Annotated in this window: 22 protein-coding genes; 9 read left to right on the top strand and 13 right to left on the bottom strand. The window is 69.5% G+C overall.

Annotation, left to right across the window (positions count from 1 at the left end; all coding sequences use genetic code 11):
- Positions 1-34 precede the first annotated feature (34 nt).
- From JKG67_RS19030 to JKG67_RS05680, 3 genes are all read right to left on the bottom strand, one after another.
- Positions 35-1,177: a glycoside hydrolase family 16 protein gene (locus JKG67_RS19030; RefSeq protein ID WP_203336299.1), complete on the bottom strand. Its 1,143-nt coding sequence runs from the start codon at positions 1,175-1,177 to the stop codon at positions 35-37.
- Positions 1,178-1,325: 148 nt separating this feature from the next.
- Positions 1,326-3,089: an SLC13 family permease gene (locus JKG67_RS05685; RefSeq protein WP_203336298.1), complete on the bottom strand. Its 1,764-nt coding sequence runs from the start codon at positions 3,087-3,089 to the stop codon at positions 1,326-1,328.
- Between the two features lie 60 nt (positions 3,090-3,149).
- Positions 3,150-4,067 carry a glycoside hydrolase family 16 protein gene (locus tag JKG67_RS05680; RefSeq protein WP_203336297.1) on the bottom strand — a complete coding sequence of 306 codons (918 nt, stop codon included), beginning with the start codon at positions 4,065-4,067 and terminating at the stop codon, positions 3,150-3,152.
- Positions 4,068-4,246: 179 nt separating this feature from the next.
- On the opposite strand from JKG67_RS05680, the gene npdG reads away from it, so the two are divergent.
- Positions 4,247-4,918, top strand: a complete 672-nt coding sequence (gene npdG / locus JKG67_RS05675) for an NADPH-dependent F420 reductase (protein ID WP_307816445.1) — start codon at positions 4,247-4,249, stop codon at positions 4,916-4,918.
- Here npdG and JKG67_RS05670 read toward each other — a convergent pair.
- Genes JKG67_RS05670 through JKG67_RS05655 form a run of 4 tightly spaced genes read right to left on the bottom strand, consistent with a single transcriptional unit; the run spans position 4,905 to position 7,015 of the window.
- Positions 4,905-5,225 carry a DUF202 domain-containing protein gene (locus JKG67_RS05670; RefSeq protein WP_203336296.1) on the bottom strand — a complete coding sequence of 107 codons (321 nt, stop codon included), beginning with the start codon at positions 5,223-5,225 and terminating at the stop codon, positions 4,905-4,907. The genes npdG and JKG67_RS05670 overlap by 14 nt on opposite strands.
- A complete protein-coding gene (locus JKG67_RS05665) occupies positions 5,225-5,575 on the bottom strand; it encodes a DUF202 domain-containing protein (protein ID WP_203336295.1) in 351 nt (116 codons plus the stop codon). The genes JKG67_RS05670 and JKG67_RS05665 overlap by 1 nt, the downstream gene beginning before the upstream one ends.
- On the bottom strand, positions 5,572-6,324 hold the full coding sequence (locus JKG67_RS05660) for a helical backbone metal receptor (RefSeq protein WP_203336294.1): 753 nt from the start codon (positions 6,322-6,324) through the stop codon (positions 5,572-5,574). Before JKG67_RS05660 ends, JKG67_RS05665 begins: the two co-directional genes overlap by 4 nt.
- A 10-nt stretch (positions 6,325-6,334) precedes the next feature.
- Positions 6,335-7,015 carry a TetR family transcriptional regulator gene (locus tag JKG67_RS05655; protein ID WP_203336293.1) on the bottom strand — a complete coding sequence of 227 codons (681 nt, stop codon included), beginning with the start codon at positions 7,013-7,015 and terminating at the stop codon, positions 6,335-6,337.
- An 84-nt stretch (positions 7,016-7,099) separates the two neighbouring features.
- Between JKG67_RS05655 and JKG67_RS05650 the strand changes: the two genes are divergently transcribed.
- Positions 7,100-7,942, top strand: coding sequence for a 3-hydroxybutyryl-CoA dehydrogenase (locus JKG67_RS05650; protein WP_238997974.1), 843 nt, complete (start codon positions 7,100-7,102; stop codon positions 7,940-7,942).
- Between the two features lie 18 nt (positions 7,943-7,960).
- Here the strand turns inward: JKG67_RS05650 and icmF are convergent, their stop codons facing one another.
- Positions 7,961-11,152, bottom strand: coding sequence for a fused isobutyryl-CoA mutase/GTPase IcmF (gene icmF, locus JKG67_RS05645; RefSeq protein ID WP_203336291.1), 3,192 nt, complete (start codon positions 11,150-11,152; stop codon positions 7,961-7,963).
- A 92-nt stretch (positions 11,153-11,244) separates the two neighbouring features.
- Here icmF and JKG67_RS05640 point away from each other — a divergent pair, with 92 nt between their 5' ends.
- Complete coding sequence (locus JKG67_RS05640; RefSeq protein ID WP_203336290.1) at positions 11,245-11,850, top strand: rhomboid family intramembrane serine protease; 606 nt, start codon at positions 11,245-11,247, stop codon at positions 11,848-11,850.
- A gap of 85 nt (positions 11,851-11,935) precedes the next feature.
- Positions 11,936-12,706 carry a hypothetical protein gene (locus JKG67_RS05635; RefSeq protein WP_203336289.1) on the top strand — a complete coding sequence of 257 codons (771 nt, stop codon included), beginning with the start codon at positions 11,936-11,938 and terminating at the stop codon, positions 12,704-12,706.
- Positions 12,707-12,716: 10 nt separating this feature from the next.
- On the opposite strand, the gene JKG67_RS05630 is transcribed toward JKG67_RS05635, so the two are convergent.
- The gene (locus JKG67_RS05630) at positions 12,717-13,610 is read right to left on the bottom strand and encodes a dihydropteroate synthase (RefSeq protein WP_203336288.1); all 894 of its coding nucleotides are present in this window, start codon (positions 13,608-13,610) and stop codon (positions 12,717-12,719) included.
- A 58-nt stretch (positions 13,611-13,668) separates the two neighbouring features.
- On the opposite strand from JKG67_RS05630, the gene JKG67_RS05625 reads away from it, so the two are divergent.
- Entirely contained in the window at positions 13,669-14,340 is a 672-nt protein-coding gene (locus JKG67_RS05625; RefSeq protein ID WP_203336287.1) for a dihydrofolate reductase family protein, read from the top strand.
- Between the two features lie 10 nt (positions 14,341-14,350).
- Here the strand turns inward: JKG67_RS05625 and JKG67_RS05620 are convergent, their stop codons facing one another.
- The gene (locus tag JKG67_RS05620) at positions 14,351-15,538 is read right to left on the bottom strand and encodes an acyl-CoA dehydrogenase family protein (RefSeq protein WP_203336286.1); all 1,188 of its coding nucleotides are present in this window, start codon (positions 15,536-15,538) and stop codon (positions 14,351-14,353) included.
- 78 nt (positions 15,539-15,616) lie between these two features.
- On the opposite strand from JKG67_RS05620, the gene JKG67_RS05615 reads away from it, so the two are divergent.
- Genes JKG67_RS05615 through JKG67_RS05605 form a run of 3 tightly spaced genes read left to right on the top strand, consistent with a single transcriptional unit; the run spans position 15,617 to position 17,563 of the window.
- Positions 15,617-16,192 carry a TetR/AcrR family transcriptional regulator gene (locus JKG67_RS05615; RefSeq protein ID WP_203336285.1) on the top strand — a complete coding sequence of 192 codons (576 nt, stop codon included), beginning with the start codon at positions 15,617-15,619 and terminating at the stop codon, positions 16,190-16,192.
- A 49-nt stretch (positions 16,193-16,241) separates the two neighbouring features.
- Positions 16,242-16,850, top strand: coding sequence for a SatD family protein (locus JKG67_RS05610; protein WP_203336284.1), 609 nt, complete (start codon positions 16,242-16,244; stop codon positions 16,848-16,850).
- Positions 16,850-17,563 (top strand): hypothetical protein, encoded by a 714-nt coding sequence (locus tag JKG67_RS05605; protein ID WP_203336283.1) that lies wholly within the window; start codon positions 16,850-16,852, stop codon positions 17,561-17,563. Before JKG67_RS05610 ends, JKG67_RS05605 begins: the two co-directional genes overlap by 1 nt.
- A 137-nt stretch (positions 17,564-17,700) precedes the next feature.
- On the opposite strand, the gene JKG67_RS05600 is transcribed toward JKG67_RS05605, so the two are convergent.
- Positions 17,701-18,699: a TIGR03617 family F420-dependent LLM class oxidoreductase gene (locus JKG67_RS05600; protein WP_203336282.1), complete on the bottom strand. Its 999-nt coding sequence runs from the start codon at positions 18,697-18,699 to the stop codon at positions 17,701-17,703.
- A gap of 37 nt (positions 18,700-18,736) precedes the next feature.
- Between JKG67_RS05600 and JKG67_RS05595 the strand changes: the two genes are divergently transcribed.
- Positions 18,737-19,399 (top strand): hypothetical protein, encoded by a 663-nt coding sequence (locus JKG67_RS05595; RefSeq protein ID WP_203336281.1) that lies wholly within the window; start codon positions 18,737-18,739, stop codon positions 19,397-19,399.
- Here the strand turns inward: JKG67_RS05595 and JKG67_RS05590 are convergent.
- Both JKG67_RS05590 and JKG67_RS05585 read right to left on the bottom strand, forming a co-directional pair.
- The gene (locus tag JKG67_RS05590) at positions 19,396-20,757 is read right to left on the bottom strand and encodes an MFS transporter (protein ID WP_203336280.1); all 1,362 of its coding nucleotides are present in this window, start codon (positions 20,755-20,757) and stop codon (positions 19,396-19,398) included. The genes JKG67_RS05595 and JKG67_RS05590 overlap by 4 nt on opposite strands.
- A 138-nt stretch (positions 20,758-20,895) precedes the next feature.
- Positions 20,896-21,861: a hypothetical protein gene (locus JKG67_RS05585; RefSeq protein WP_203336279.1), complete on the bottom strand. Its 966-nt coding sequence runs from the start codon at positions 21,859-21,861 to the stop codon at positions 20,896-20,898.
- Positions 21,862-21,976 lie beyond the last annotated feature (115 nt).

The raw sequence follows: 21,976 nt of genomic DNA, 5'->3' as shown, positions 1-21,976 counted from the left end.
GCTGCCACATTCGCCCCTGGCCGGGCACAGAAGGTCAGTTCCACACCCGCATGTAGTCCACGCTCATCGTTGCCGGCAGCTGGGTGCCGATCAGCAGGTTCTCGTTGCCGTAGGTGCCCAGGGCCTGGGTGAAGGCCAGGATGTAGGGCTTGCGGAAGGCCTTGTCGCCCGAGGTGTTGACCAGGCAGCTGCGCCCGTTGATCAGGATCTCCATCCGGGTGGCACTCCACACCAGCGTGTAGGTGTTGTACACGCCCCTCTTGGCGGCGCAGTCCCAGGCGGTGTTCAGCCCGGGGATCGGGCCGCCGTTGTCGTTCTTGGTGTAGTGCAGGAAGGGGATAGCAATGTCGGGATAGCGCGAGTAGTTCTCGCCGATGTCGATCTCGCCCGCCTCCGGCCACACGGTCCCATCGGAGTAGCGATCGTCCGGCCACAGCCAGAACGCCTCCTGCAGACCCCGCTGGCGGAAGTCCTTCACCTTGTAGCGAGCCTCGAACTTCCCGTACTGCTGACTGAAGCGCCGGTACGTCGACACCATGCCGCTGCTGAAGAGGGCGGTGAGCCGCTTCTTGTGGTCGCAGGGCTTCGGCAGCAGTTCGCTGCGCAGCGTCAGGTGCAGGTTGCCGTTGGAGACCGAGATATTGCGAGGGCTGTCGTAGTAGCAGGCGTACAGCAGGTCCGTGCCGGTGGAGAAGTGCGTCTGTGGCATCCACTTGGTGCGGTCGAGTTCGGTGCCGTTGAAGTCATCGACGAAGGTGCACCGCCAGTAGGTGCGCTTGAAGTAGCCGCCGCCCTTGCTCTGCCGTGGGCCGCAGCCGTCGCGCCGGGACAGCACCCGGACCGACTTGGTCACCGAGGTGCCGCGGGCGGAGACGGTGCGGAAGGTGCGCACCCGTGGTCGCCCGGTCTTCTTCCACCGGGCCCGGTACTGGCCCTTGTTGTTGACCCGGGGCCGTCGGACGGTGACCCAGCTTCCCTGGCGCCGCTCCTGGACGCGGACCCGTTTGACTCCCCGGGCCTTGCCGCGGACCACCAGGCGGGTGCCGCGGACCACTTCCTTGGGGACCCGGATGGTCACCGGCCGGGTCGCGGCGCGCTGGGCCACATCCGACTGGGCCACGGCGGTCTCGCGGACCTCGGTGCCGGCGGCGACGGAGGTGACACTTCCGGCAGCCACCAGCAGTGAGCCGAGAAGGGCGAGACAAAGGAATACGGTCAGACGGGGATGCATGCGGCTACGTGATCTCCACTCTCCCCGTGGTGATGTGCCTTCTTTTACTTAACGGAGAAAGGCGGACATCATGACGCGGGGAGTCGGTGAAGGCTCACCACAGCATCGGGACCAGGGCCACGGTGATCACCACCACCATCAGCGAGAACGACCAGCCGAGGCGGGCGTAGTCGGTGAAGCGGTAGCCGCCGGGGCCGTAGACCATCATGTTGGTCTGATAGCCGATCGGGCTCAGGAACGACGCGGAGGCAGCGACCGCGACCGCGATCGCCGCGCCCCGGGGATCCAGACCGGTGGCGGCGGCTGCAGTGACCGCGATCGGCAGCATCAGCAGTGCGGCAGCGTTGTTGGTGACCAGTTCGGTCAACACGATGGTGGCCAGGACCAGGCCGAGCAGCACGCCGCGGTCGCCGAATCCGCCCAGGGCGCCGACCAGGCCGTCGGCGATGGTGCTGGCCAGCCCGGAGCTCTGCATCGCAGCGGCCAGTCCGAAGGCCGAGGCGATCACCACGATCACCTCGATGTCGATGGCTCGCCGTGCCTCCAGGGGGCTGAGCACCTTGGAGGCCACCAGCAGGATGGCTGCGATCAGGGACCCTTGCAGGATCGGGAACAGGCCGGTGGCGGCCAGCACGACGACGGCCAGCAGCAGGGTGACCGGGATCCAGGCACGGGAGGTGGCCACTGGCGGCGTCCCGTCGAGGTCGGCCACCAGCAGGAAGTCGGCACGGTCGCGCCACCGGTCGCGGAAGTCGGGGTCGCTGACCAGGATGAGCGTGTCACCCAGCCGGATCCGTTCGGTGCCCAGCCGGTTGCCGACCAGATGTCCGGACCGGTGGATGCCGAGGACGGCGGCCTGGTAGGTGGAGCGGAAGCCGACATCCTTGAGGGTCTTGCCGACCAGCGGGGATCGGGAGCCGACCACTGCCTCGAAGTAGCGCACCGACGGTTCGTCGAGGTCGATCACATGCTCCAACTCGGCCGACCGCAGGCCGCGCATGTCCTGGAGGTCGACGACCCGGGTGATCGGACCGACGAAGTGCAGCCGGTTGCCTCCGCGCAGCACCGTGCCGGGTCGGACCGGTGCGATCACCGTGTCACCGCGGTCGACCGAGGCCAGGAAGAGGCCGGACAGGTTCCGGAGTTGGGCCTGCTCGACGGTCTTGCCGTCGATCGGACCGCCCGGCTCGACGATCATCTCGAACGAGAAGTGCCGGCCGGCGTCCTCCATCTCGGCGCGGGCCGAACGTCGGTCCGGCAACAGCACGGGGGCGAGCACCAGCAGCATCACCAGGCCGAGGAGGGCGATCGGCAGGCCGACCTTGCCGATCTCGAAGAAGCCCATCTCGGACAGTCCCAGCGTGGACATCTGCCCGGAGACCACGAGGTTGGTGGAGGTGCCGATCATGGTCAGCAGACCGCCCATCACGGCAGCGAAGGAGACCGGCATCAGCAGCTTCGAGACGCTGACCCCGCGGCGGGCCGCCCAGGACGTCACCTGGGGGATGAGCATCGCCACGATGGGGGTGTTGTTCAGGAAGGCCGAGGCGCCCATCGTCGGGGTCAGCGTGCGCAGCAGCGGCCGGCGATAGGAGCCACGATTGCCCAGCGTCGACTGCATCAGCGGGGTGAGGGCACCGGTCTTCTCGATGCCTGCCGCCAGCACGTACAACGCGGCCACGGTGATCGGCGCGGGGTTGGAGAAGCCCGAGAATGCCTGCTCAGGGGTGATCACTCCGAGCACCAGCACACCGACGGCTCCGCCGAAGACGACCACCGAGGGCGAGACCCGGCCGCGTACCAGGGTCGCCAGGACGACCACCACCACGGCCAGGGTGAGCCATGCGTCGATACTCATCGTTTCCTCCTCGTCGGCCGCCGGTGCGGCCGACGAGGAGAAACGTTAGTGGGTGTGCGGTCAGTTCCAGACCTTGATGTAGTCGATGCTCATCGTGGCCGGAAGTGTTGCCCGCCCGTCGTAGCCGTTGAACGACGTCCCCAGGGCCTGGGTGAAGGCCACGATGTAGGGCGTGTTGAACGCCTTGTCGCCGGAGGTGTTGAGCAGGCAGCTCGTGCCGTTGACGAAGACCTCCAGGTGCTCGGCGCTCCACTCCAGAGCGTAGGTGTTCGGGACGCCGCGGTGTGCGACACAGTCCCAAGCGGTGTTCAGTCCGGGGATCGGGCCGCCGTTGTCGTTGGCGGTGTAGTGCAGGAACGGGATGGCCAGGTGGGGGTAGAGCGAGTACGTCTCGGCGATGTCGATCTCGCCTGCCTCAGGCCAGTGGGTGCCATCGGAGTAGCGGTCGTCGGGCCACAGCCAGAAGGCCTCCTGGAGGCCGGGCTGGGTTTCGGCCTGCACGGTCATCCGCGCCTCGAAGCGACCGTACTGCTGGCTGAACTTCCGCCAGGTCGAGACCATGCCGCTGGTGTAGATCGACTCCTTGTAGCTGGGGTGCGCGCACGGTTGGGCCTTGTTCTCCTTGCGCACTGTCAGGTGCAGGCTGCCGCCGGAGACGGAGATGTTGTCCGGGTGGTCGCGGTAGCAGGCGTACGCGGTCTCGGTCCCGGTGACGAAGCTCGTCTGCGGCACCCAGAGATCGCGGTCCAGCGCGGTGCCCTCGAACTCGTCGACCAGAGTGCAGGACCACAGGGACCCGTCGGCCTTCATCGGGCGAACGCCGCAGGCATCCGTCAGGGGCTCGGGCTCCTGGCTGTCCTTCGGCTTGCCGCCCTTGCCGTGGCCGTTGCCGTTCGACGCTTCGGCGACGTCCACGTTGACCGCCAACACATGTCCCAGCACAGCCACGCTGAACAGAATGACCAGAAGACGCTTCATGCTCCCACTCCCTCAGGTTGATCCCCCGGTGATTCGGTTGGACTGCCCACCCGTGAAAGCAAAGACGAACGTAAAGTAAAGAACGGGTCGGTGTCCACCGTGGAGACGGGCGGCGGATCGTCCTGTGACGCAGGTCGCTACGGTTGCCATCCCCAGACACTCGCCCCTGAGGAGAACCCGTGGCCGAATCACCGCTGTCCCAGATGACCATCGCCGTGCTGGGTGGCACCGGTCCACAGGGCCGGGGACTGGCGCGCCGCTTCGCCGCCGCCGGGCTGAATGTCGTGCTCGGCAGTCGCAGTGCGGAACGCGCCGAGGCTGCCGCTGCCGACCTGGCCGAAGCCACCGGCGGGACCGTCACCGGCGCCGACAACGCCGGAGCGGCCGCCCGCGGGGACCTGGTGCTGCTGGTGGTCCCCTTCGACGGGCACGCTGAGCTCGTCGCCGAGTTGGCGCCGGTGCTGACCGACAAGATCGTGGTGGATTGTGTGAACCCGCTCGGCTTCGACAAGCAGGGCCCCTTCGTTCTCGACGTGCCCGAGGGGTCGGCGGCCCAACAGGCCGCAGCGCTGCTGCCCGCCTCCCGGGTGGTGGGTGCGTTCCACAACGTCAGCGCCGTGCTGTTGGAGGACCCGGCGGTCGCCTCGATCGACACCGACGTGCTGGTGGTGGGAGAGGACCGCGAGGCCTGCGACCTGGTCTGCGACCTGGCCTCGGCCATCCCCGGCGTCCGTGGTGTCTTCGGTGGCCGACTGCGCAACGCCGGTCAGGTGGAGGCGCTCACCGCGAACCTGATCGCCATCAACCGGCGCCACAAGATCCACGCCGGGATCAGGATCACCGACCTGTAGCGCCGAGCGCGATTGCGGTCAGTTCGGTGGCGCCGATCATCACCGTGGCCAGGGCCAGCACAGCGGGCGCCCGACCCCCACGGCGGGCCGGCCGCTGCCTCGTGCCTGCCTGGTCTGCGTAGCGGAGCCAGGACTCGGTGAAGATCCAGAGTCCCAGCACCAGCGCGACTGCCAGGGCGACCAGCGCCCAGGTGCCCAGCCTGTCGACGGTGAGCCGGGCAACGATGGCCGCACCCGCGGTGACAGCCAGTGCGGTGCGCTGCCAGGAGAGGGCGGTGCGTTCGTTGGCCAGGCCCACGTCGCTCATCAGGCGACCATCAGCACGATCACCCCGGCCAGCACCAGGCAGAGGGTGAGGACGCCGGCGAAGCCGAAGGAAGGCAGTGGCTGGCGGCGACGCATCGCTCGCTCCGCAGCGGCCCAGCGCAGCCAGGCGGCCACCGCAGCCAGCAGGCCCAGACCGACCAGCAGCGCGGCCAGCCCCCGACGTACCGGCTCGTCCAGATCCAGGGGTACGACGTCCACGGCGACCCCGGCCGCCAACAGGGCCAGCGCGGTGCGCAGCCAGGCGAGGAACGTGCGCTCGTTGGCGAAACTGAACCGGTAGTCCGGTTCGGTGCCCTCGGCATAGACCCATCCCGGCCAACGCTTGCTCACTCGCTGCTCCTCCCGATCCGCCCGAGCACGTCAGCCGCCTCGACCAGCGACGGTCCGTACCAGGTCACCAGTCTGCCGGAGACCAGCTGTGTGGGGGTGTGGGTGAACTCGGCGGCATCGTCGGGGCCGAACCGATAGGGCTCGTCGGGGAGGAGTACGAGATCCGCCCCGCTGGCCTGCACCTCCTCGATCCCGGTGAGCGTGGGGTAGCGGTCGGCGGCGTCGGCAAGGACGTTCGGCAGCCCTGCCCGGGCGAGCAGGTCGGAGGCGAAGGTGTCCCGTCCCACGACCATCCACGGGTCCCGCCAGATCGGCACCACCGTGGTGGCGCGGGCGGGAGGTGGCGTCCCGCACCAGAGGCGCTCCGCCTCGCCGAGCCACTGCGGTTCGGCCCGGTCCAGAGCGGTGAGCAGTCGGCGGATGCTGGCCACGGCCTGGGGCACCGACTCGATCACCGTGACCCAGACCGGGACGCCGGCGGCGCGGAGCCGGCGGACATCCAACTCCCGGTTCTCCTCCCGGTTCGCCACCACCAGATCCGGCTGCAGCGCCCTGATCACGGCCAGGTCGGGGTTCTTGGTGCCGCGCACCCGGGTCACGGGCTCGGCGAGATCGGGGCACCAGTCGGTGACCCCGACCAACGCGCCGGGGTCGACGCTGGCCAACGCCTCGGTCAGGGAGGGGACCAGCGAGACCACGCGGCGTACCGGCTCGACGAGGTCGATCGCGTCACCGAGGTCGTCCCGCACGCAGGGCACGCTACTCCTCCGGTGGGCCGAGGTCGTGCAGGGCGGGCAACAGCGCCTCCAGGTCGGCGGCGACTCGGCGGGCGCGATCGGCCAGGGTGGGCGAGGGCGCGATCGCTCGCCCGAAGGGGGCCGGCATCACCGTGCGAACCATCGCCATCGCGGCGTCGAAGTCCTCCGTGGGAGTGTCGGTGAGGCCGCGCAGCCAGCGTCGGAGGACGAAGTTGTGGCCGGTGACGATCGCGTTGGCCACCAGCTCGGCACGCAACTCGTTCTCCGCGTCTGGACCCAACCAGGTGCCGAGGAAGGTGCGGAACACGCGCTGGAAGGCGATCTGTCCGGCCACTTCGCGGGTCCGCAGCGAGGGGACACTGGAGACCAGGTGGTAGCGGGTCCGGGCGCGTTCGCCCTCGTCGAGATAGTGCTGGAGCACCAGCCGGGCGGCCTCGGTCACCGCCAGCACGGCCGCGTTCGGATCACTCTCGGGGCGGGCCGCGGCCAGTCGGGCCTCGACGGCGCCCAGCAGGGCGTCCAGCTCGGGAAGGATCACCTCCTCCTTGGACGCGAAACTGCGGAAGAACGTGGAACGCCCGACCCCGGCGCGGCGGGCGACGTCATCGACGGTGGTGGCGTCGAAACCCCGTTCGGCGCAGAGGGCGAAGGCAGCCTCCACGATCCGTTCGCGCGTGGACATGGTGCTCCTCGAGTTCTGGTTACTCGACGGTACTGAGTACCGTGAATCTGGAATCGAATCCCAACGGAAGTGAGCGTAGCGCCCATGCAGAAGATCGGTGTCGTCGGCTGTGGACTGATGGGTGCGGGAATCGCCGAAGTCTGTGCTCGCGCCGGCCTGGACGTGGTCGTGGTGGAGTCGAGTGAGGGGGCGGCCAAGGCGGGCCTGGCGCGACTGGAGAAGTCGCTGGCCCGGGCTGCGGCGAAGGGTCGGATCGCCTCGGCCGACGAGGTGCTCGCCCGCCTCACCGTGGTCACCGACCTCGAGGCGCTGGCTGATCGGCAGCTGGTCATCGAGGCGATCATCGAGGAGGAGTCGGCCAAGATCGACCTCTTCAAGCAGCTCGACGAGATCGTCGTCGACCCGGACGCCATCCTGGCCTCCAACACCTCGTCCATCCCGATCATGAAACTCGGCGTGGTCACCTCCCGGCCCCATCACGTGCTGGGCATCCACTTCTTCAACCCGGTGCCGGTGCTGGCCCTGGTCGAACTGGTGCCCTCGTTGCTCACCGCGCCCGAGGTCACCGAGCGGGCCCGCGACTTCGTCGAGGCCGTGCTGGGCAAGTCCGCGATCGAGGCCGGTGACCGGGCCGGCTTCATCGTCAACGCGCTGCTCATCCCGTTCGTGCTCTCCGCGATCCGGATGCTGGAGTCCGGCTTCGCCACCGCCGAGGACATCGACCGTGGCCTGGTCCTCGGAGCCGCCCACCCGCAGGGGCCGCTGGCGCTGGCGGACCTGATCGGCCTGGACACCACCAAGGCGGTGGCCGAGTCGCTGTACGAGGAGTTCAAGGAGCCGTTGTACGCCGCGCCGCCGCTGCTGGCCCGGATGGTCGATGCCGGGCTCCTCGGCCGCAAGACCGGCCGGGGTTTCTACACGTACTAGCCTGATGGCGCGAGGGCCTCAGACGTTGCGGCGGTACTGACCGCCGACCTCGAAGAACGCCTCGGTGATCTGACCGAGTGAGCAGACCCGCGCGGCATCCATCAGGGCCGCGAAGATGTTCTCCCCGCCGGTGGCAGCCTCCTTGAGTCGCGCCAGCGCCTGCTCGGAGTCGGTGGCGTGTGCGGTGTGGAACGCGCGCAGCCGCCGCAGTTGGGACTGCTTCTCGTCCTCGGTGGCACGCGCCAACTCGACGTGCTGCGGGGTGCCGTCGTCGCCGGGGCGGCGGAAGGTGTTGACACCGATGATCGGCAGCGACCCGTCGTGCTTGCGTTGCTCGTAGGTCATCGACTCGTCCTGGATCCGGCCCCGCTGATAGCCGGTCTCCATCGCGCCGAGCACGCCGCCGCGCTCGGAGATCCGGTCGAACTCGGTCAGCACCGCAGCCTCGACCAGGTCGGTCAACTGGTCGATGATGAACGATCCTTGCAGCGGGTTCTCGTTCATCGCCAGCCCCCACTCGCGGTTGATGATGAGCTGGATCGCCATCGCCCGGCGGACCGACTCCTGGCTGGGCGTGGTGACCGCCTCGTCGTAGGCGTTGGTGTGCAGCGAGTTGGCGTTGTCGTAGATGGCGATCAGTGCCTGCAGGGTGGTGCGGATGTCGTTGAAGTCCATCTCCTGGGCGTGCAGGGAACGACCTGAGGTCTGCACGTGGTACTTCAGCTTCTGCGAGCGTTCGCTGGCGCCGTACCGCTCCTTCATCGCCACCGCCCAGATCCGCCTGGCGACCCGGCCGATCACCGAGTACTCCGGGTCCATGCCGTTGGAGAAGAAGAACGACAGGTTCGGGGCGAAGTCGTCGATGTCCATGCCGCGGGCCAGGTAGGACTCCACGTAGGTGAATCCGTTGGCCAGGGTGAAGGCGAGCTGACTGATCGGGTTCGCCCCGGCCTCGGCGATGTGATAACCGGAGATCGACACCGAGTAGAAGTTCCGCACCCGATGCTCGATGAACCACTCGGCGATGTCGGCCATGCACCGCAGCGAGAACTCGGTGGAGAACAGGCAGGTGTTCTGCCCCTGGTCCTCCTTGAGGATGTCGGCCTGCACGGTGCCTCGCACAGTCTGCAGTGCGGTCGCCGCGTCGATGCCCCGCTCGGCCGCCTGATCCAGCACCGTGTTGAGGAAGAAGGCCAGCACGGTGGGTGCCGGTCCGTTGATCGTCATCGACACGCTCGTGGTCGGGTCGAGCAGGTCGAAGCCGTCGTAGAGCACCTTCATGTCGTCCAGGGTGGCCACGCTGACGCCCGAGGTGCCCACCTTGCCGTAGATGTCGGGGCGCTCGTCCGGGTCGCGTCCGTACAGCGTCACCGAGTCGAACGCGGTCGAGAGACGGGTCGCCGGCGTGTCCTCCGAGAGCAGCTTGAACCGCCGGTTGGTGCGGAACGGGTCCCCCTCGCCGGCGAACATCCGGGCCGGGTCCTCGGCATCGCGTTTGAACTCGAACACCCCGGCGGTGAACGGGAACCGGCCGGGCAGGTTCTCCCGACGCCAGAAGCGCACCAGTTCGCCATGGTCGGTGTACGCCGGCAGGGCGACGCGGGGGATCGGCGTACCGCTGAGCGACTCTCGGGTGAGGCGGGTGCGCAGTTCGGTGTCGCGGACCTTCACCACCCGCTCGTCGCCGCGGAAGGACTCGACCACGGTCGGCCATGCGGCGAGTTCGTCGGCGACCTCGTCCGGCAGCCCCCGGCGGGCCTGGCTCCAGAGCTCCTCCACCTCGTCGACCTCGACCCCGAGAGCGGCCCGGACGGCCTCGATCGACTGCACTCGTCGGGCGGCGGCAGCCAGTTCGTCGGTGGTCGCGTGGTAGTCGCGCACCGTCTGCGCGATCTCGGCCAGGTAGCGGGTGCGCTCCGGGGGCAGCACCTGCTGGATCCGGGTGGACTGCTTCCCGGTGACCGCCGGGAGGGTGCCTTCGTCCAGGGCCAGACCGCGCTCGCTGAGCAGTCCGCGCAGGTGTTGGTAGAGGGCGGTCACCCCGTCGTCGTCGAAGGTAGCCGCCGAGGTGCCGAAGACCGGCATGTCCTCCCAGGACTGTCCGAAGGCCTCCTGGTTGCGGACCAGTTGGCGGCCGACGTCTCGCAGCGCGTCCGCCGCGCCGCGGCGCTCGAACTTGTTGATCGCCACCACGTCGGCGAAGTCCAGCATGTCGATCTTCTCCAGCTGTGACGCGGCGCCGAACTCCGGCGTCATCACGTACAGGCTGGTGTCGACGAACGGCACGATCGCCGCGTCTCCCTGGCCGATGCCCGGGGTCTCCACGATCACCAGGTCGAAGCCGGCCGACTTGACCACGGTGAGGACGTCGTCGAGATGGGCGGGGAGTTCGTGGGCGCCGCGGGTGGCCAGGCTTCGGAAGAAGACCCGATCCCGGTCGAGCCCCTCCAGGTCGAGGCTGTTCATCCTGATCCGATCGCCGAGCAGCGCGCCGCCCCCGCGTCGTCGGGTCGGGTCGACCGCGATCACGGCGACCCGGAGCTTGTCCTGCTGATCGACGCGGAGTCGGCGTACCAGTTCGTCGGTGAGGCTGGACTTGCCGGAGCCGCCGGTGCCGGTGATGCCGAGGACGGGCACCTGGTGGCTGACCGAGGCCGCCCGCAGCCGCTCCACGAGGTCGGTGCTCAGTTCCCCTGTCTCGGCCCCGGTGATCGCCCTGGCCACGGCGGCACGGTCGCCGCTGAGCACCTGCTCGGCGGTGACCGCCCCGGCCTGCCACAGGTCCACGTCGCAGTCGGCGACGACCGAGTTGACCATCGCGGCCAGCCCCATCCGCTGGCCGTCCTCGGGGGAGAAGATGGTCACCCCGCAGTCGCGCAGCCGGGCGATCTCGTCGTGCACGATGACCCCGCCGCCACCCCCGACCACCTGGATGTGCCCGGCGCCGCGTTGCCGCAGCAGTTCCACGAGGTACTCGAAGTACTCCACGTGGCCGCCCTGGTAGGAGGAGACGGCGATGCCGTGCACGTCCTCCTCGATCGCGGTCTCGACGATCTCGGCGACCGACCGGTTGTGGCCGAGGTGGATCACTTCACAACCCTGGGACTGGAAGATTCGCCGCATGATGTTGATCGAGGCGTCGTGGCCGTCGAAGAGGCTGGAGGCGGTGACCAGACGCACCTGGTGAGCGGGGGTGTGCAGCGTGGACACGGGATCCTCCGGGAAAGATAGTAGGTGACCCTAGTAATTAGTAGGATATCCTACTAATTCACCGCCACCAACCCCTGTCTACGGTGGGGTGCATGACCTACGGGTACGACGATCCGGTCCGGCGACCGACGCCCGCGTGGCAGCGGGCGTTGGTGTGGATCGTCGGGTTCGTGGCGCTGCTCTGGCTGGTCGAGGCGGCCGACGTGGTGATCTTCGGCAACGCCCTGGATGCCCAGGGCGTTCGACCGCGCTCCCAGGACGGGTTGGTCGGTGTGCTCTTCGCGCCGTTGCTGCACTTCGGGTGGGGCCACCTGATCGCCAACACCGGCCCGCTGCTGGTGCTCGGCTTCCTGATCCTGCTCTCGGGTGTGGGCCGCTGGCTGATGGTCACCCTGGTGGTCTGGGTGGTCGGCGGTGTCGGCATCTGGGTGGTCGGGGCACCCCAGTCCATCCATGCCGGGGCCTCGATCCTGGTCTTCGGCTGGCTGATCTACCTGATGCTCTACGGACTCTTCAGTCGCCGACTCGGTCATCTGGCGATCGGAGTCGCGGTGATCATCTACTACGGCGGCGCTCTCTGGGGAGTGCTCCCCGGTCAGTCCGGGGTGAGCTGGGAGGGTCACCTCTTCGGAGCCGTCGGTGGCGGGCTGGCCGCGTGGTGGCTGGCCCCCGAACCGCGCCGTCGCGAACTCCGCTGACTGCCGCCACGGAGAACGCTGTTCCCCGGGGCGCCGGGCGGGCAGAGGTCCCCGCACGCGTCGATTCGGGCTACAGTCTCGCCTCGTGACCACCGAGCCGAGCCCGGACGGGCAGATGGGCGTGACCGAGGCCGACGTGCCCGCCGCACTGCTGGAGGGGTTGGAGGAACTGGTCGGGGCCGACCAGGTTCCGGGCCTCGACGAGCCGCCCGCAGCCGGTGACGAGGTGGCGGCGGAGTCCACCACGGAGCCCGGGGCGGAGCCGATGACCTACGGGGAGTTCGGGGAGAGCTTCATCCGTCAGATCCTGCACACCGATCGGGTGATGAAGTCGATCGACCGGGTGCTCGGCGACAGCCTGAGCCTGGGCCCGATCAAGGCAGGCCCGGGGCGGCGCTTCGCCACCATCAACGCGTTGGCCCAGTTCCGACCGACGTACGGGCACGAGATCCCCGGCGAGCGGCTCAGCTATCAGGTGTACCTGCCGCTCACCGCGGACTTCGAGGTCGACATCAACGTGGACCTGCATCGGTTCCGGGCCGAGGTGCTGGTGCCGCTGATCCTGACCGTGCGGGTCGAGCCGCCGTTGATGATCGTCTGGGAGATCACCCCGCCGGTCGAGCAGCACGTCAAGCTCGACATGGTCACCGACAAGCGCCGCAGCGCCTGGCTGCAGAAGGTGGCCGGGCTGGACGCCGAACTGCGCCGGTTCCTGGTCAAGGTGGTCACCAAGGAGCTGAACAAGCCCCACGTGGACAAGGCCACACACATCGACATGTTCGCCGTCATCGATGGCGCCTGGCCGCAGATCGCCGACCAGTTCCTGCCGACCGACGAGGCCGACCGGCTCGGGTGAGGCGCGCCGGCTAACGCTGGTTGAGCACGGCGAGGGCGTGCAGCACGGCCCGGATGTGGGCGACCTCGTGCACCCGCAGCAACTGCACGCCAGCCAAGGAGGCGAGCACCGCGAAGAAGCCCTCCGCCTTGCGGAACTCGGCCTCGAAGACGTCCAGGGAGTGCGGCAGCACGGTGCACACCGGCACTGCTAGGGGACGCAGCCGGAACGAGTTCAGCAGCACGTTGGCCTGATGGCGGACCCGGACGTGGGGGTCGGTCAGGTTGCGGTACTGGAACCCCATCCCGGGGTCGATCACCACCCGCTCGACGCCGAGCTCGCGGGCGCGCTCGAGCCGCGGTCCGAAATGCTCCAGCAGCGCCTGCACCGGGTCGTCGGTGAGCGGGATCTCCGAGGTCTCCCGGACGTTGGCGGCCTCGCCGTAGCAGAGCACCACGGCCGCGTCGTACTCGGCGGCCAGGGTGAGCATCTCCTCCTCGTGGTCGCGGCCGGTCATGTTGAGCACCCTGGCGCCGGCCGCCAGGCAGGCCTCGACCACGGACGGGTGGTAGGTCTCCACGGAGACCACTGCCTCGGCTGCCAGCGCCTCCACCACCGGGATCAGGGCGTCCTGCTGGGCCTGGGGGGAGACCCGTGCGGCGTGGGTGGCCGAGGACTCCGCGCCGAGGTCGACGATCGCAGCACCCTGGGCGATCTGGACCCGACCGAGTCGGATCGCCGACGCGGTGGTCGGAGCGATGCTCTCCCGATAGGTGGAGTCCTTCGACAGGTTCACGGTGCCCATCACCGTCACCTGCTCGTCCCCGATGCGTACGCCGTGGGGCAGGTCGACCGTGGCCACCGGGTGGGTCAGCTCCGAGCGATGCTCGTCGTGCAGGCGGGCCAATTCGCTCAGGCTGATCATCGGGTCAGTCTGGCACCCGACAGATGCCGAGGAACCGGCTCCCCGGCATGATGGACCGATGACCGTGCTGCGTCAGTGGGCCGATCTCGGCGAGGAGGAGCTGGCGGACGCCTACGCCCCCGGCGGTGACCCGTGGCTGCGGCTGAACTTCGTGGCCACCGTGGACGGTGCGGTGCAGGGACCGGACGGGCTCAGCCGGAGCATCAACAACGAGGTCGATCATCGGGTCTTCGGGCTGCTCCGGGAGCTCGCCGACGTGGTGGTCGTCGGTGCCGGCACCATCCGCGACGAGGAGTACCGCCCGAATCCGAAGCCTTTGGTGGTGGTCTCCCGCTCCGGCCGGGTGCCGGATTCGCTACGCGCCGGCGACCTCGGCCAGGTGGTGGTGGCGACCGGTGCCGACGCGCCGTTCCTGGCCGAGACGAGGGAGTTGTTGGGTGCCGATCGGACCTGGCTGCTCGGTGACGCCGCGCCGGATCTGACGGCGCTGCGCCGCGCGTTGGTCGATCGGGGGCTCACCCAGATCCTCTGCGAGGGCGGGCCCAGTCTGGCCCGCGACCTGCTCGCCGCCGGTCTGGTCGATGAGTTGTGCCTGACCACCGTCGCGCGGTTGCTGGCCGGGGACCATCTGCGCCTGGCGGACGGGGCGCCGGTGGACGTGCCGCTCACCCTGCGTCAGCTCGTGGTCGCCGACGACGGCACCCTGCTGGCCCGCTGGTTCACGCGCTGAGGACGCCGGGTCACCGGTCGGCGACGTGCAGCGGGCCCGGGGACCCGGCGGCCAGCGACCGGCCGATCACCATCCGCTGGATCTGGTTGGTGCCCTCGAAGATCTGCATCACCTTGGCCTCACGCATGTACCGCTCCACCGGGAAGTCGCGGGTGTAGCCGTAGCCACCGAAGACCTGCACCGCGTCCGTGGTCACCTTCATCGCGTTGTCGGTGGCGACGAGCTTGGCGATCGACGCCTCCCGCCCGTAGCGCAGTCCCCGGTCCTTGAGCCGGGCGGCATGCAGCGTCATCGCTCGCGCGGACTGGACGGCGGCCTCCATATCGGCCAGCAGGAAGGCCAGCCCCTGGTGGTCGATGATCGCCCGTCCGAACGTCTCCCGCTCCTTCGCGTAGGCGACGGCCTGGTCGAGGGCTCCCTGGGCCAGTCCGGTGGCCACCGCCGCGATGCCCAGCCGGCCGGCGTCCAGGCCGGCCAGCGCGATCCGCAGCCCCTCGCCCTCCTCGCCGAGTCGGCGGTCGGCGCTGACGCGCACCTGGTCGAAGAGCATGGTCGCGGTGGTGGACCCGGTCAGCCCCATCTTCTTCTCCGGCACGTCCGCTGTCAGGCCCGGTGTGTCCGCGGGGACCAGGAAGCAGGAGATGCCGCCGCCTCGGGACGTGTCGGTGTCATCGCTGGTGCGGGCCATCACCTTGTAGAAGTCGGCCTCGCCACCATGCGTGGTCCACGCCTTCACGCCGTTGATCACATAGTCGTCGCCGTCGCGACGAGCGGTGGTGCGCATCGCAGCGGGGTCCGAGCCCGCGTGCGGTTCGGAGAGGCAGTAGGCGCCCAGCAGGTCGCCGCCGAGCATCTGGGGAAGCCAACGCTGTCGCTGCTCGGGCGTGCCCTGGGTGGCCAGGCCGAAGCAGCTCAGCGCGTGCACGCTCACCCCCACGCCGACGCTGGACCAGACGGCCCCGATCTCTTCGAGCACCTGGAGGTAGAGCTCGTACGGCGCCCCGCCGCCGCCGTACTCCTCGGGGTAGGGCAGTCCGAGGACGCCGGCCTGGCCGAGGGTCCGGAAGACGTCGCGCGGGAACGCCTCGGTCGCCTCGGCCGACGCGGCCCGGGGGAGCAGTTCCCTGGTGGCGATCTCGCGGACCAGGTGGATCAGGTCGGCGGCCTCCTGGGTGGGCAGGACACGGCTGGCGGGCACAGGGACTCCTCAAGAATGATACGAAAGATCGTGCTAGCGTACGCCTCAACGTACTGTCCGTCCACTCGGGAGCGCCGCATGACCCAGCGACTCACGCGACGTCAGGTCGACCTGCTGGAGCGGCTCGTCGCATTGCTGGCCGCGGAGGGCTTCGCCGACTTCACGGTCGACGACCTCGCAGCTCGGCTGCGTTGCTCCAAGACCACCCTCTATGCGCTGGCGCCGACCAAACAGGAACTCGTCGTCGAGGTCGTCAAGCAGTACTTCCGGGCTGCAGTGCCGGTGGTCGAGGCGCGCGTGCAGGAGGCGGACGATGCCACCGGGCGAGTGCAGGGCTACCTGGCCGGGGTCGCCGACTACCTGACCCCGCTGTCGCGCCGCTTCATGGAGGATCTGTCCGCATTCGGGCCCGCGGCCGAGGTCTATCGGCAGCACACGGTCGCGGCGGCCACCCGGATCCGCGAGCTCATCGAGGCGGGGGTCGAGGGCGGGGAGTTCCGCACGGTGAACGCGTCCTTCGTCGGGGAGATGGTGGCGGTGACGATGTTCGAGATCCAGCGGGGCGAGGCCTTCTCCCGCTTGGACATGTCCGATGCGGACGCCTACGCGGAGCTGGCGTCGCTGATGACCCACATGCTGACCCGAAGCCGCTGACTCAAGGAATAGACTTAACTTCACGGAAGTGAAGCGATACTCTGGAGTCATGTACACGCTGATCGGCGATCTCGTCGGCAGTCGGCGCCTGGCCGACCGGCCCGGAGTTCAGCGACGGCTCAGCAGTGTGCTCGACGAGGTCAACGCGGTGGTCCCGGCCGTGCAGTCGCTGGAGCCCACGGTCGGGGACGAGTACCAGGGCGGCTTCGACTCCCTCGCGAAGGCCTGCCTGGCCGGGCTTCTGGTGAGGCTGGCGATGATCGAGCACGTGGACGTCCGCTGTGGGCTGGGTGTGGGTGAGGTGACCGTGCACGACCCGAGCCGACGGCCGTTGCTCCAGGACGGGCCGGGGTGGTGGGCGGCCCGCGAGGCGCTGGAGAAGTTGGCGACGCCGGCCCGCTCCGGCGCGCGCACCTGGTACGTCGGACCCGACGCGTGGGTGCAGCCGTTCCTACTCACCCGGGACGCGCTGGTGGACCGGTTCAGCGACCGTGGCCGACGGATGCTGAGGCTCGCGCTGCTTGGCCAGACCCAGCAGCAGATCGCGGCGCTCGAGGGGATCTCGGCCTCGGCGGTCTCCCAGCAGTTCGCGCGCGGCATCGCCGCCGTCCGGGACGCGCATGCGATGCTCGCCGAGAACGACCCTGAGGAGACCTGATGCTTGCCGTGGCCGCCTTCGTGCTGGTCGTCGCCGGGTGCGACCTGATGCGGGCCGGGAGTGACCACACCACCGGATCGCGGCGACTCGCCATCGACCTGCTCGGCGTGCTCGGCTTCGCCTTCCTCGCCCTCCTCCTCGACCTGCGTGGTGCCGCGCTGCTGGGGCTGGTGCTGGTGTGGGTGGTGGCCTTCGGGATCTGGGTGCACGCCTCGGCGGCGGCGCTGACCCGATCGAGCGCCGTGGCCCGGGCCCTCGCCTTCGTGGCGCTCGGTACCGGCATCGCCCTCAGTGTGGTGTGTGACTCGCTGCGCGGCGATGACATGGCCGCGACGGCGGCGCAGACCGAGGGGTTGGCGACCGGCCTGGTCCTCGCGGCAGCGGTGCTGCTGCAACTGTCGACCGCCAACATCGTGGTCAGGCTGATCCTCGACGCCGTCGGCGTGCCGGCCACCACGGGCGAGAAACAACTCAAGGGTGGGCGGGTGCTCGGCCCGATGGAACGGCTCTTCCTGGTCACCCTCGGTGGCCTGGGGCACCTCACCGCGGCGGTCGTGGTGGTGGCGGCCAAGGGGTTGCTCCGATTCCCCGAACTCCAGCGTGGAGCCGCCGAACCGGGACCGTCCGATGTCACCGAGTACTTTCTGATCGGCAGCTTCGCCTCCTGGCTCGTCGGCCTGGCCGGCGTGGTGATGATCGCCTTCGGCGCCTGACCCACTCCCGGTGATCGAGTGCCGCCGAGGAACGAGGCGGTGTATCGAGATCCCGCCTCCCGGTGATCGAGTGCCGCCGAGGAACGAGGCGGTGTATCGAGATCCCAGACACAGTCCTCGCCCTGGAGCCCCGGAACTCAGGCCAGCGCGGCGGCGAGGTCGCCGATCTGGTCCAGCGGCGCGTCGTACCCGGGGAAGTAGCAGCAGACCCGCTCGGCGACATCGCCGAACCGACGACGGATCTCGGCGGCGCACTCCTCAGGAGTGCCACGGACCGCGATGGTGTCCACCATCTCGTCCGACACCAGGTCGAACATGCTCATGATGTCGCCGGTCTTCGAGGCGGCGTTGAGAGCTGGCTGCAGATCCCCCCACCCCTCCACCTCCAGGACGGAGCGGTACGCCGGCGTCGATCCGTAGAAGGCGAGCAGCCCACGGACTCCGATCGAGGCGGCCCGCAACTCCTCGTCGCTGCGTCCCATCGCCACGATCGCCTGTGGGTACAGGGCGAACTCATCCCGGCCAGCTCGTTCCATGCCCTCGCGCACCGCCGGCATGGTCCGCTCGCGGAAGTGTCGGTGGGAGTGGAACGGCATCACCAGCAGCCCGTCGGCCACCTCGGCCGCGGTCCGGGTCATCAGCGGCCCCAGCGCGCCGAGCAGCACCGCGGGTGGTCCGTACGGGTTGGGGCCGGGCACGAAGGTCGGGGGCATCAGGGTGTGCCGGGTGTGTTCGCCGATGAAGTCGAGCGTTGTGCCGTCCTGCCAGGCGGTCAGGATCGCCTTGACGGCGAGCACGATCTCCCGCATCCGAGCCGCCGGCGGTGACCAGGTGGCGCCGTACCGCTTCTCGATATGCGGCCGGATCTGTGAGCCGAGGCCCAGCCGGAACCGGCCGCCCGACATCAACTGCAGGTCCCAGGCGGCGTGGGCCAGGTGCATGGGGCTGCGCGGCATCGCGATCGCGACGTTGGTCATCAGGTCCACCGGCACCCGGCCGGCGACGGCCGCGAGTGGCAGGAACACGTCGTGCGGCCCCTCGAAGGTGAACAGGCCGGCGGCACCGGTATCGGCCAACGCCCTGGCCCGGTCGGGGCACTGGTCGGGTCGGGCGTCGAGTTGCAGATCGAGCAGCATGCCCCCATCCAAGCGGATCCCGGCCTATCTTTGCAGTATGAAACTGATCTTCGCGCTGCATGTCGCCGAGCTCGATCTCCTTCAGCCGGACTTCCATCGCCGGTTGGCCGAGGCCGGGGTGACCCGGCTGCAGGTCAACCTCGACGACGAGCCGGTGGCCGACGCGATGCGCTTCGGGCCCGGCCGGCCCATCACCGCGGTGATCTCGGCCTGGACCGGGTCAGCCCCCGATGACGTGGCGGAGGCGATCCGCGCCGTCGACGGGACCGCTGACGGCTGGGTGGTGGCCGAGCGGATCCCCTTGCCCCCGCCATCGGTCCCCGACGGTGTCCGGGCGCCGGCACTGGCCAACTGGGCCTTCCTGCGACGACCGGCCTCGATGACGGCCGCCGAGTGGACTGCGGACTGGCTGGACCGGCACACCCAGATCGCGATCGACACCCAGGGCACCTTCGGCTACCTGCAGCACCCGGTCCTCGCACCGGTGACACCCGGGGCGCCCGACGTCGCCGGGATCGTGGAGGAGCTGTTCCCGATGGCCGCGATCAGCGACCACCACGCCTTCTATGGCAGCGGCGGTGACGAGGAGGAGTTCCAGCGCCGGTTCGCCGTGCTGATGGCCAGTTGCGCCCGGTTCGGCGCAGATCAGGGACTCGACCTGGTGCCGACGAGTCGGTACTGCTTCTCCTCGCTCGGCTAACCGACACGGCTGCCGCGCACGGTCACGGCGAGGGTCGCCGAGACCACGCAGACGGCGGCGAGGGTGAGCGCCGCGGCGGCGAAGGCTCCGGCGCCGCCACCGAAGAGCGAGATGAGCGCCACGCTCACCGCCGAGCCGGCCGAGAAGCCCAGGTAGCGCAGCAACTGGTTGAAGGCCATCGCGCTGCCGGTCTCGGCGGCCGGCACGTGCGGGACGATCAGGGTGGCCATCGACGAGAACGTGAAGCCGCTGCCCAGGCCACCGATCGCCATCGCGGTCAGCACCTGCCACAGGTGGTCGTGGACCAGCGCCATCATCACCAGCGATGACCCGAACACGAGTGCCCCGGTGGGCAGCAGCACTTTGGGGCCGACCGCCCTGGAGACCGCCAACGCGACCCGGCTGCCGGCCACGCTCAACACGGCGTACGGCACCAGCACCAGGCCGGCGGCGGCCACCGACAGGCCGAGGCCGAAGCCGGCGCTGCCGTCGGCGCGGACCACGATCACGGCGAAGGTGAGCAGCGCGTACATGCCCATCCCGACGCCGAAGGCGACCAGGTTCGGCCCCACCACGCCACGGCGTCCCGCCAGCGACAGGTCCACCAGCCGGGTGGTCCGCGGTGTCGGGTGCCGGCTCCAGATCACCCAGGTGGCGCTGGCTACGAATCCCGCGACCGCCAGCGCCAGGATCGGAGTCGAGCTCCAGCCCCACTTCTCGCCCTGGCTGACCGCCAGCAGGAACGACACCGAGCCGACTGAGAGGAGTGCGAAGCCGATCAGGTCCACCCGCGGCGCGGGGCCGTCGCCGACCTGCGGCAGGTACCGCCAGGCCAGCAGCAGGGTCGCCAGCATCAGTCCGGCCCCGAACCAGTAGGCGCCGGTCAGCCCCAGCCACTGGGCCAGGCCCGCGGTGAGCGGATAGCCGAGACCGGCGCCGGCGACCGTGGTCACCGACAGGTAGGAGAGCCGCGACGCCAACACCGAGCCGGTCCACAGGTCGCGGGCCACCGCGAGCACCAGCGGGATCAGGGCGAGGCCGATGCCCTGCAACGCCCGGCCGGCGATCAGCGCTCCCAGCCCCAGTGGCAGGGCGGTGAGCAGGGAGCCGAGCAGCACCGCCCCCAGCGCCGCCAGGATCACCGGCCGGCGCATCCGGCCGCTGCCGCACCTGCCGAGGACCGGAGTCATCACCGCGCCGGCAATCAGCGTCGAGGTCAGCACCCACTGCGCCGTCGTCAGGGGTACGTCGTACTCGGCTGCGATGCTGGGCACCAGCGGCGCGCCGAGGCTGCTGACCACGGCGGCCACGGTGCCGATGGTGGCCAGCGTGGTGAACTGCCACCGGTCCTGACTCATCGTCTGGTGGCCGTGATCGCGTGGTGCACGGTTGCATTGTGCACGTGGGAGCGGTCAAGGATGCGCCCAGGTCGCACCAGGTGCGAGCCCAGCACATCTCAAGCGCACTCAGCGCCCGTCACGCACACTCGGCACACGTCACGCACACTCGGCACAGGGTGACACTCGGCCCGTCCAGCCGCGCCGCCCGAGCAGTGAACCGATCCAGGTGGCCGTCCGGCACTGCTCGGCGAAGACCAGCCCGTAGGTGATCCGGGCGGTGAGCGCGCCGTCGACCGCGAGCTCGGCCAGGTCACGCAGCGCGTCGCGGTCCCGTGCCCGGGCTGAGTCGTGGTGGGCGCGCCCGTCGAGTTCCACGATCACGCCGTACCGCTCGTAGCGCACATCCTGCACAGTACGACGCCCAGTGGCTGTGCGACGCCCAGTGGCTGTGCTCGCGCGCTGTCTCACGCCGCGGGGGAGGGCGTGGGCGCGCTCGACGCGGTGGAGATACCCCCGCTCCAGGACCGAGCAGACGCCCTCCTCGAGATCTGCGAGCATCTCCTCCAGCACGGATCGCCCTGGTATCCGTCGCCTGATGGCCAGCGCGTCACGCACGTGAGCCGTGCTGGTCTGCCGCGAGTGCATGATCTCGGTGAGCCGGGCGTAGGCGTCGGCGACCCGGTCCCGCGCGATGAGTTCGCTGACCACGTCGACGGTCGCGTGCTCGAGGTGCACCCGTGGTGGGGAGCGGCGCCAGTCGACCCGTTCGTCGAGCCGCGCCATCCGTCGTACCACTGATCTCTCGGGCATCTGCAGTCGGCGGCCCGATGCGACCGCTACCTGGATGACGGGTGATGACGGTGCGGGCAGGGCGGAGTCGAAGGCGAGTGCTGCGGGCCAGGCTGACTGGACCGCGATCCACTCACGTTGTGCGCGCGACGGAACACCGGTGTGGTTGAGGTAGACGCCAGGATGGGCGACCACCAACTCTCGCCGGCGCAGCAGTCGCTCGATGTCACTGGCGGTGGCGCCCAGATCAAGCAACTGCCGGCGCGCGACGACACCGTCCTGCACCCACCGGAGCAGGTGTGCGACATCGGGATGCCCGAGCTCGAAGCGCATGGGCGTGACCGTGCCACGATTGGCCGGCCGCTACCAGCCCTGCCGAGGTGAGCTGTGGATAACGCTTAACGATGTGCTGAGGTCGCACCAGGTGCGACCTCAGCACACGTCAAGC

Source organism: Nocardioides limicola, from assembly GCF_016827675.1.
In the GTDB taxonomy this organism is placed as follows: Bacteria; Actinomycetota; Actinomycetes; order Propionibacteriales; family Nocardioidaceae; genus Nocardioides; species Nocardioides limicola.
This window is presented reverse-complemented; position numbering and strand designations above follow the sequence as displayed.

What these genes read in the sequence shown, in the direction of transcription:
- JKG67_RS05685 (WP_203336298.1), bottom strand. Translation starts at nt 3,089, where the DNA reads ATGAGTATCGACGCATGGCTCACCCTGGCCGTGGTGGTGGTCGTCCTG.
- JKG67_RS05680 (WP_203336297.1), bottom strand. Translation starts at nt 4,067, where the DNA reads ATGAAGCGTCTTCTGGTCATTCTGTTCAGCGTGGCTGTGCTGGGACAT.
- JKG67_RS05670 (WP_203336296.1), bottom strand. Translation starts at nt 5,225, where the DNA reads ATGAGCGACGTGGGCCTGGCCAACGAACGCACCGCCCTCTCCTGGCAG.
- JKG67_RS05655 (WP_203336293.1), bottom strand. Translation starts at nt 7,015, where the DNA reads ATGTCCACGCGCGAACGGATCGTGGAGGCTGCCTTCGCCCTCTGCGCC.
- JKG67_RS05650 (WP_238997974.1), top strand. Translation starts at nt 7,100, where the DNA reads ATGCAGAAGATCGGTGTCGTCGGCTGTGGACTGATGGGTGCGGGAATC.
- JKG67_RS05640 (WP_203336290.1), top strand. Translation starts at nt 11,245, where the DNA reads ATGACCTACGGGTACGACGATCCGGTCCGGCGACCGACGCCCGCGTGG.
- JKG67_RS05630 (WP_203336288.1), bottom strand. Translation starts at nt 13,610, where the DNA reads ATGATCAGCCTGAGCGAATTGGCCCGCCTGCACGACGAGCATCGCTCG.
- JKG67_RS05625 (WP_203336287.1), top strand. Translation starts at nt 13,669, where the DNA reads ATGACCGTGCTGCGTCAGTGGGCCGATCTCGGCGAGGAGGAGCTGGCG.
- JKG67_RS05615 (WP_203336285.1), top strand. Translation starts at nt 15,617, where the DNA reads ATGACCCAGCGACTCACGCGACGTCAGGTCGACCTGCTGGAGCGGCTC.
- JKG67_RS05610 (WP_203336284.1), top strand. Translation starts at nt 16,242, where the DNA reads ATGTACACGCTGATCGGCGATCTCGTCGGCAGTCGGCGCCTGGCCGAC.
- JKG67_RS05605 (WP_203336283.1), top strand. Translation starts at nt 16,850, where the DNA reads ATGCTTGCCGTGGCCGCCTTCGTGCTGGTCGTCGCCGGGTGCGACCTG.
- JKG67_RS05600 (WP_203336282.1), bottom strand. Translation starts at nt 18,699, where the DNA reads ATGCTGCTCGATCTGCAACTCGACGCCCGACCCGACCAGTGCCCCGAC.
- JKG67_RS05595 (WP_203336281.1), top strand. Translation starts at nt 18,737, where the DNA reads ATGAAACTGATCTTCGCGCTGCATGTCGCCGAGCTCGATCTCCTTCAG.
- JKG67_RS05590 (WP_203336280.1), bottom strand. Translation starts at nt 20,757, where the DNA reads ATGAGTCAGGACCGGTGGCAGTTCACCACGCTGGCCACCATCGGCACC.
- JKG67_RS05585 (WP_203336279.1), bottom strand. Translation starts at nt 21,861, where the DNA reads ATGCGCTTCGAGCTCGGGCATCCCGATGTCGCACACCTGCTCCGGTGG.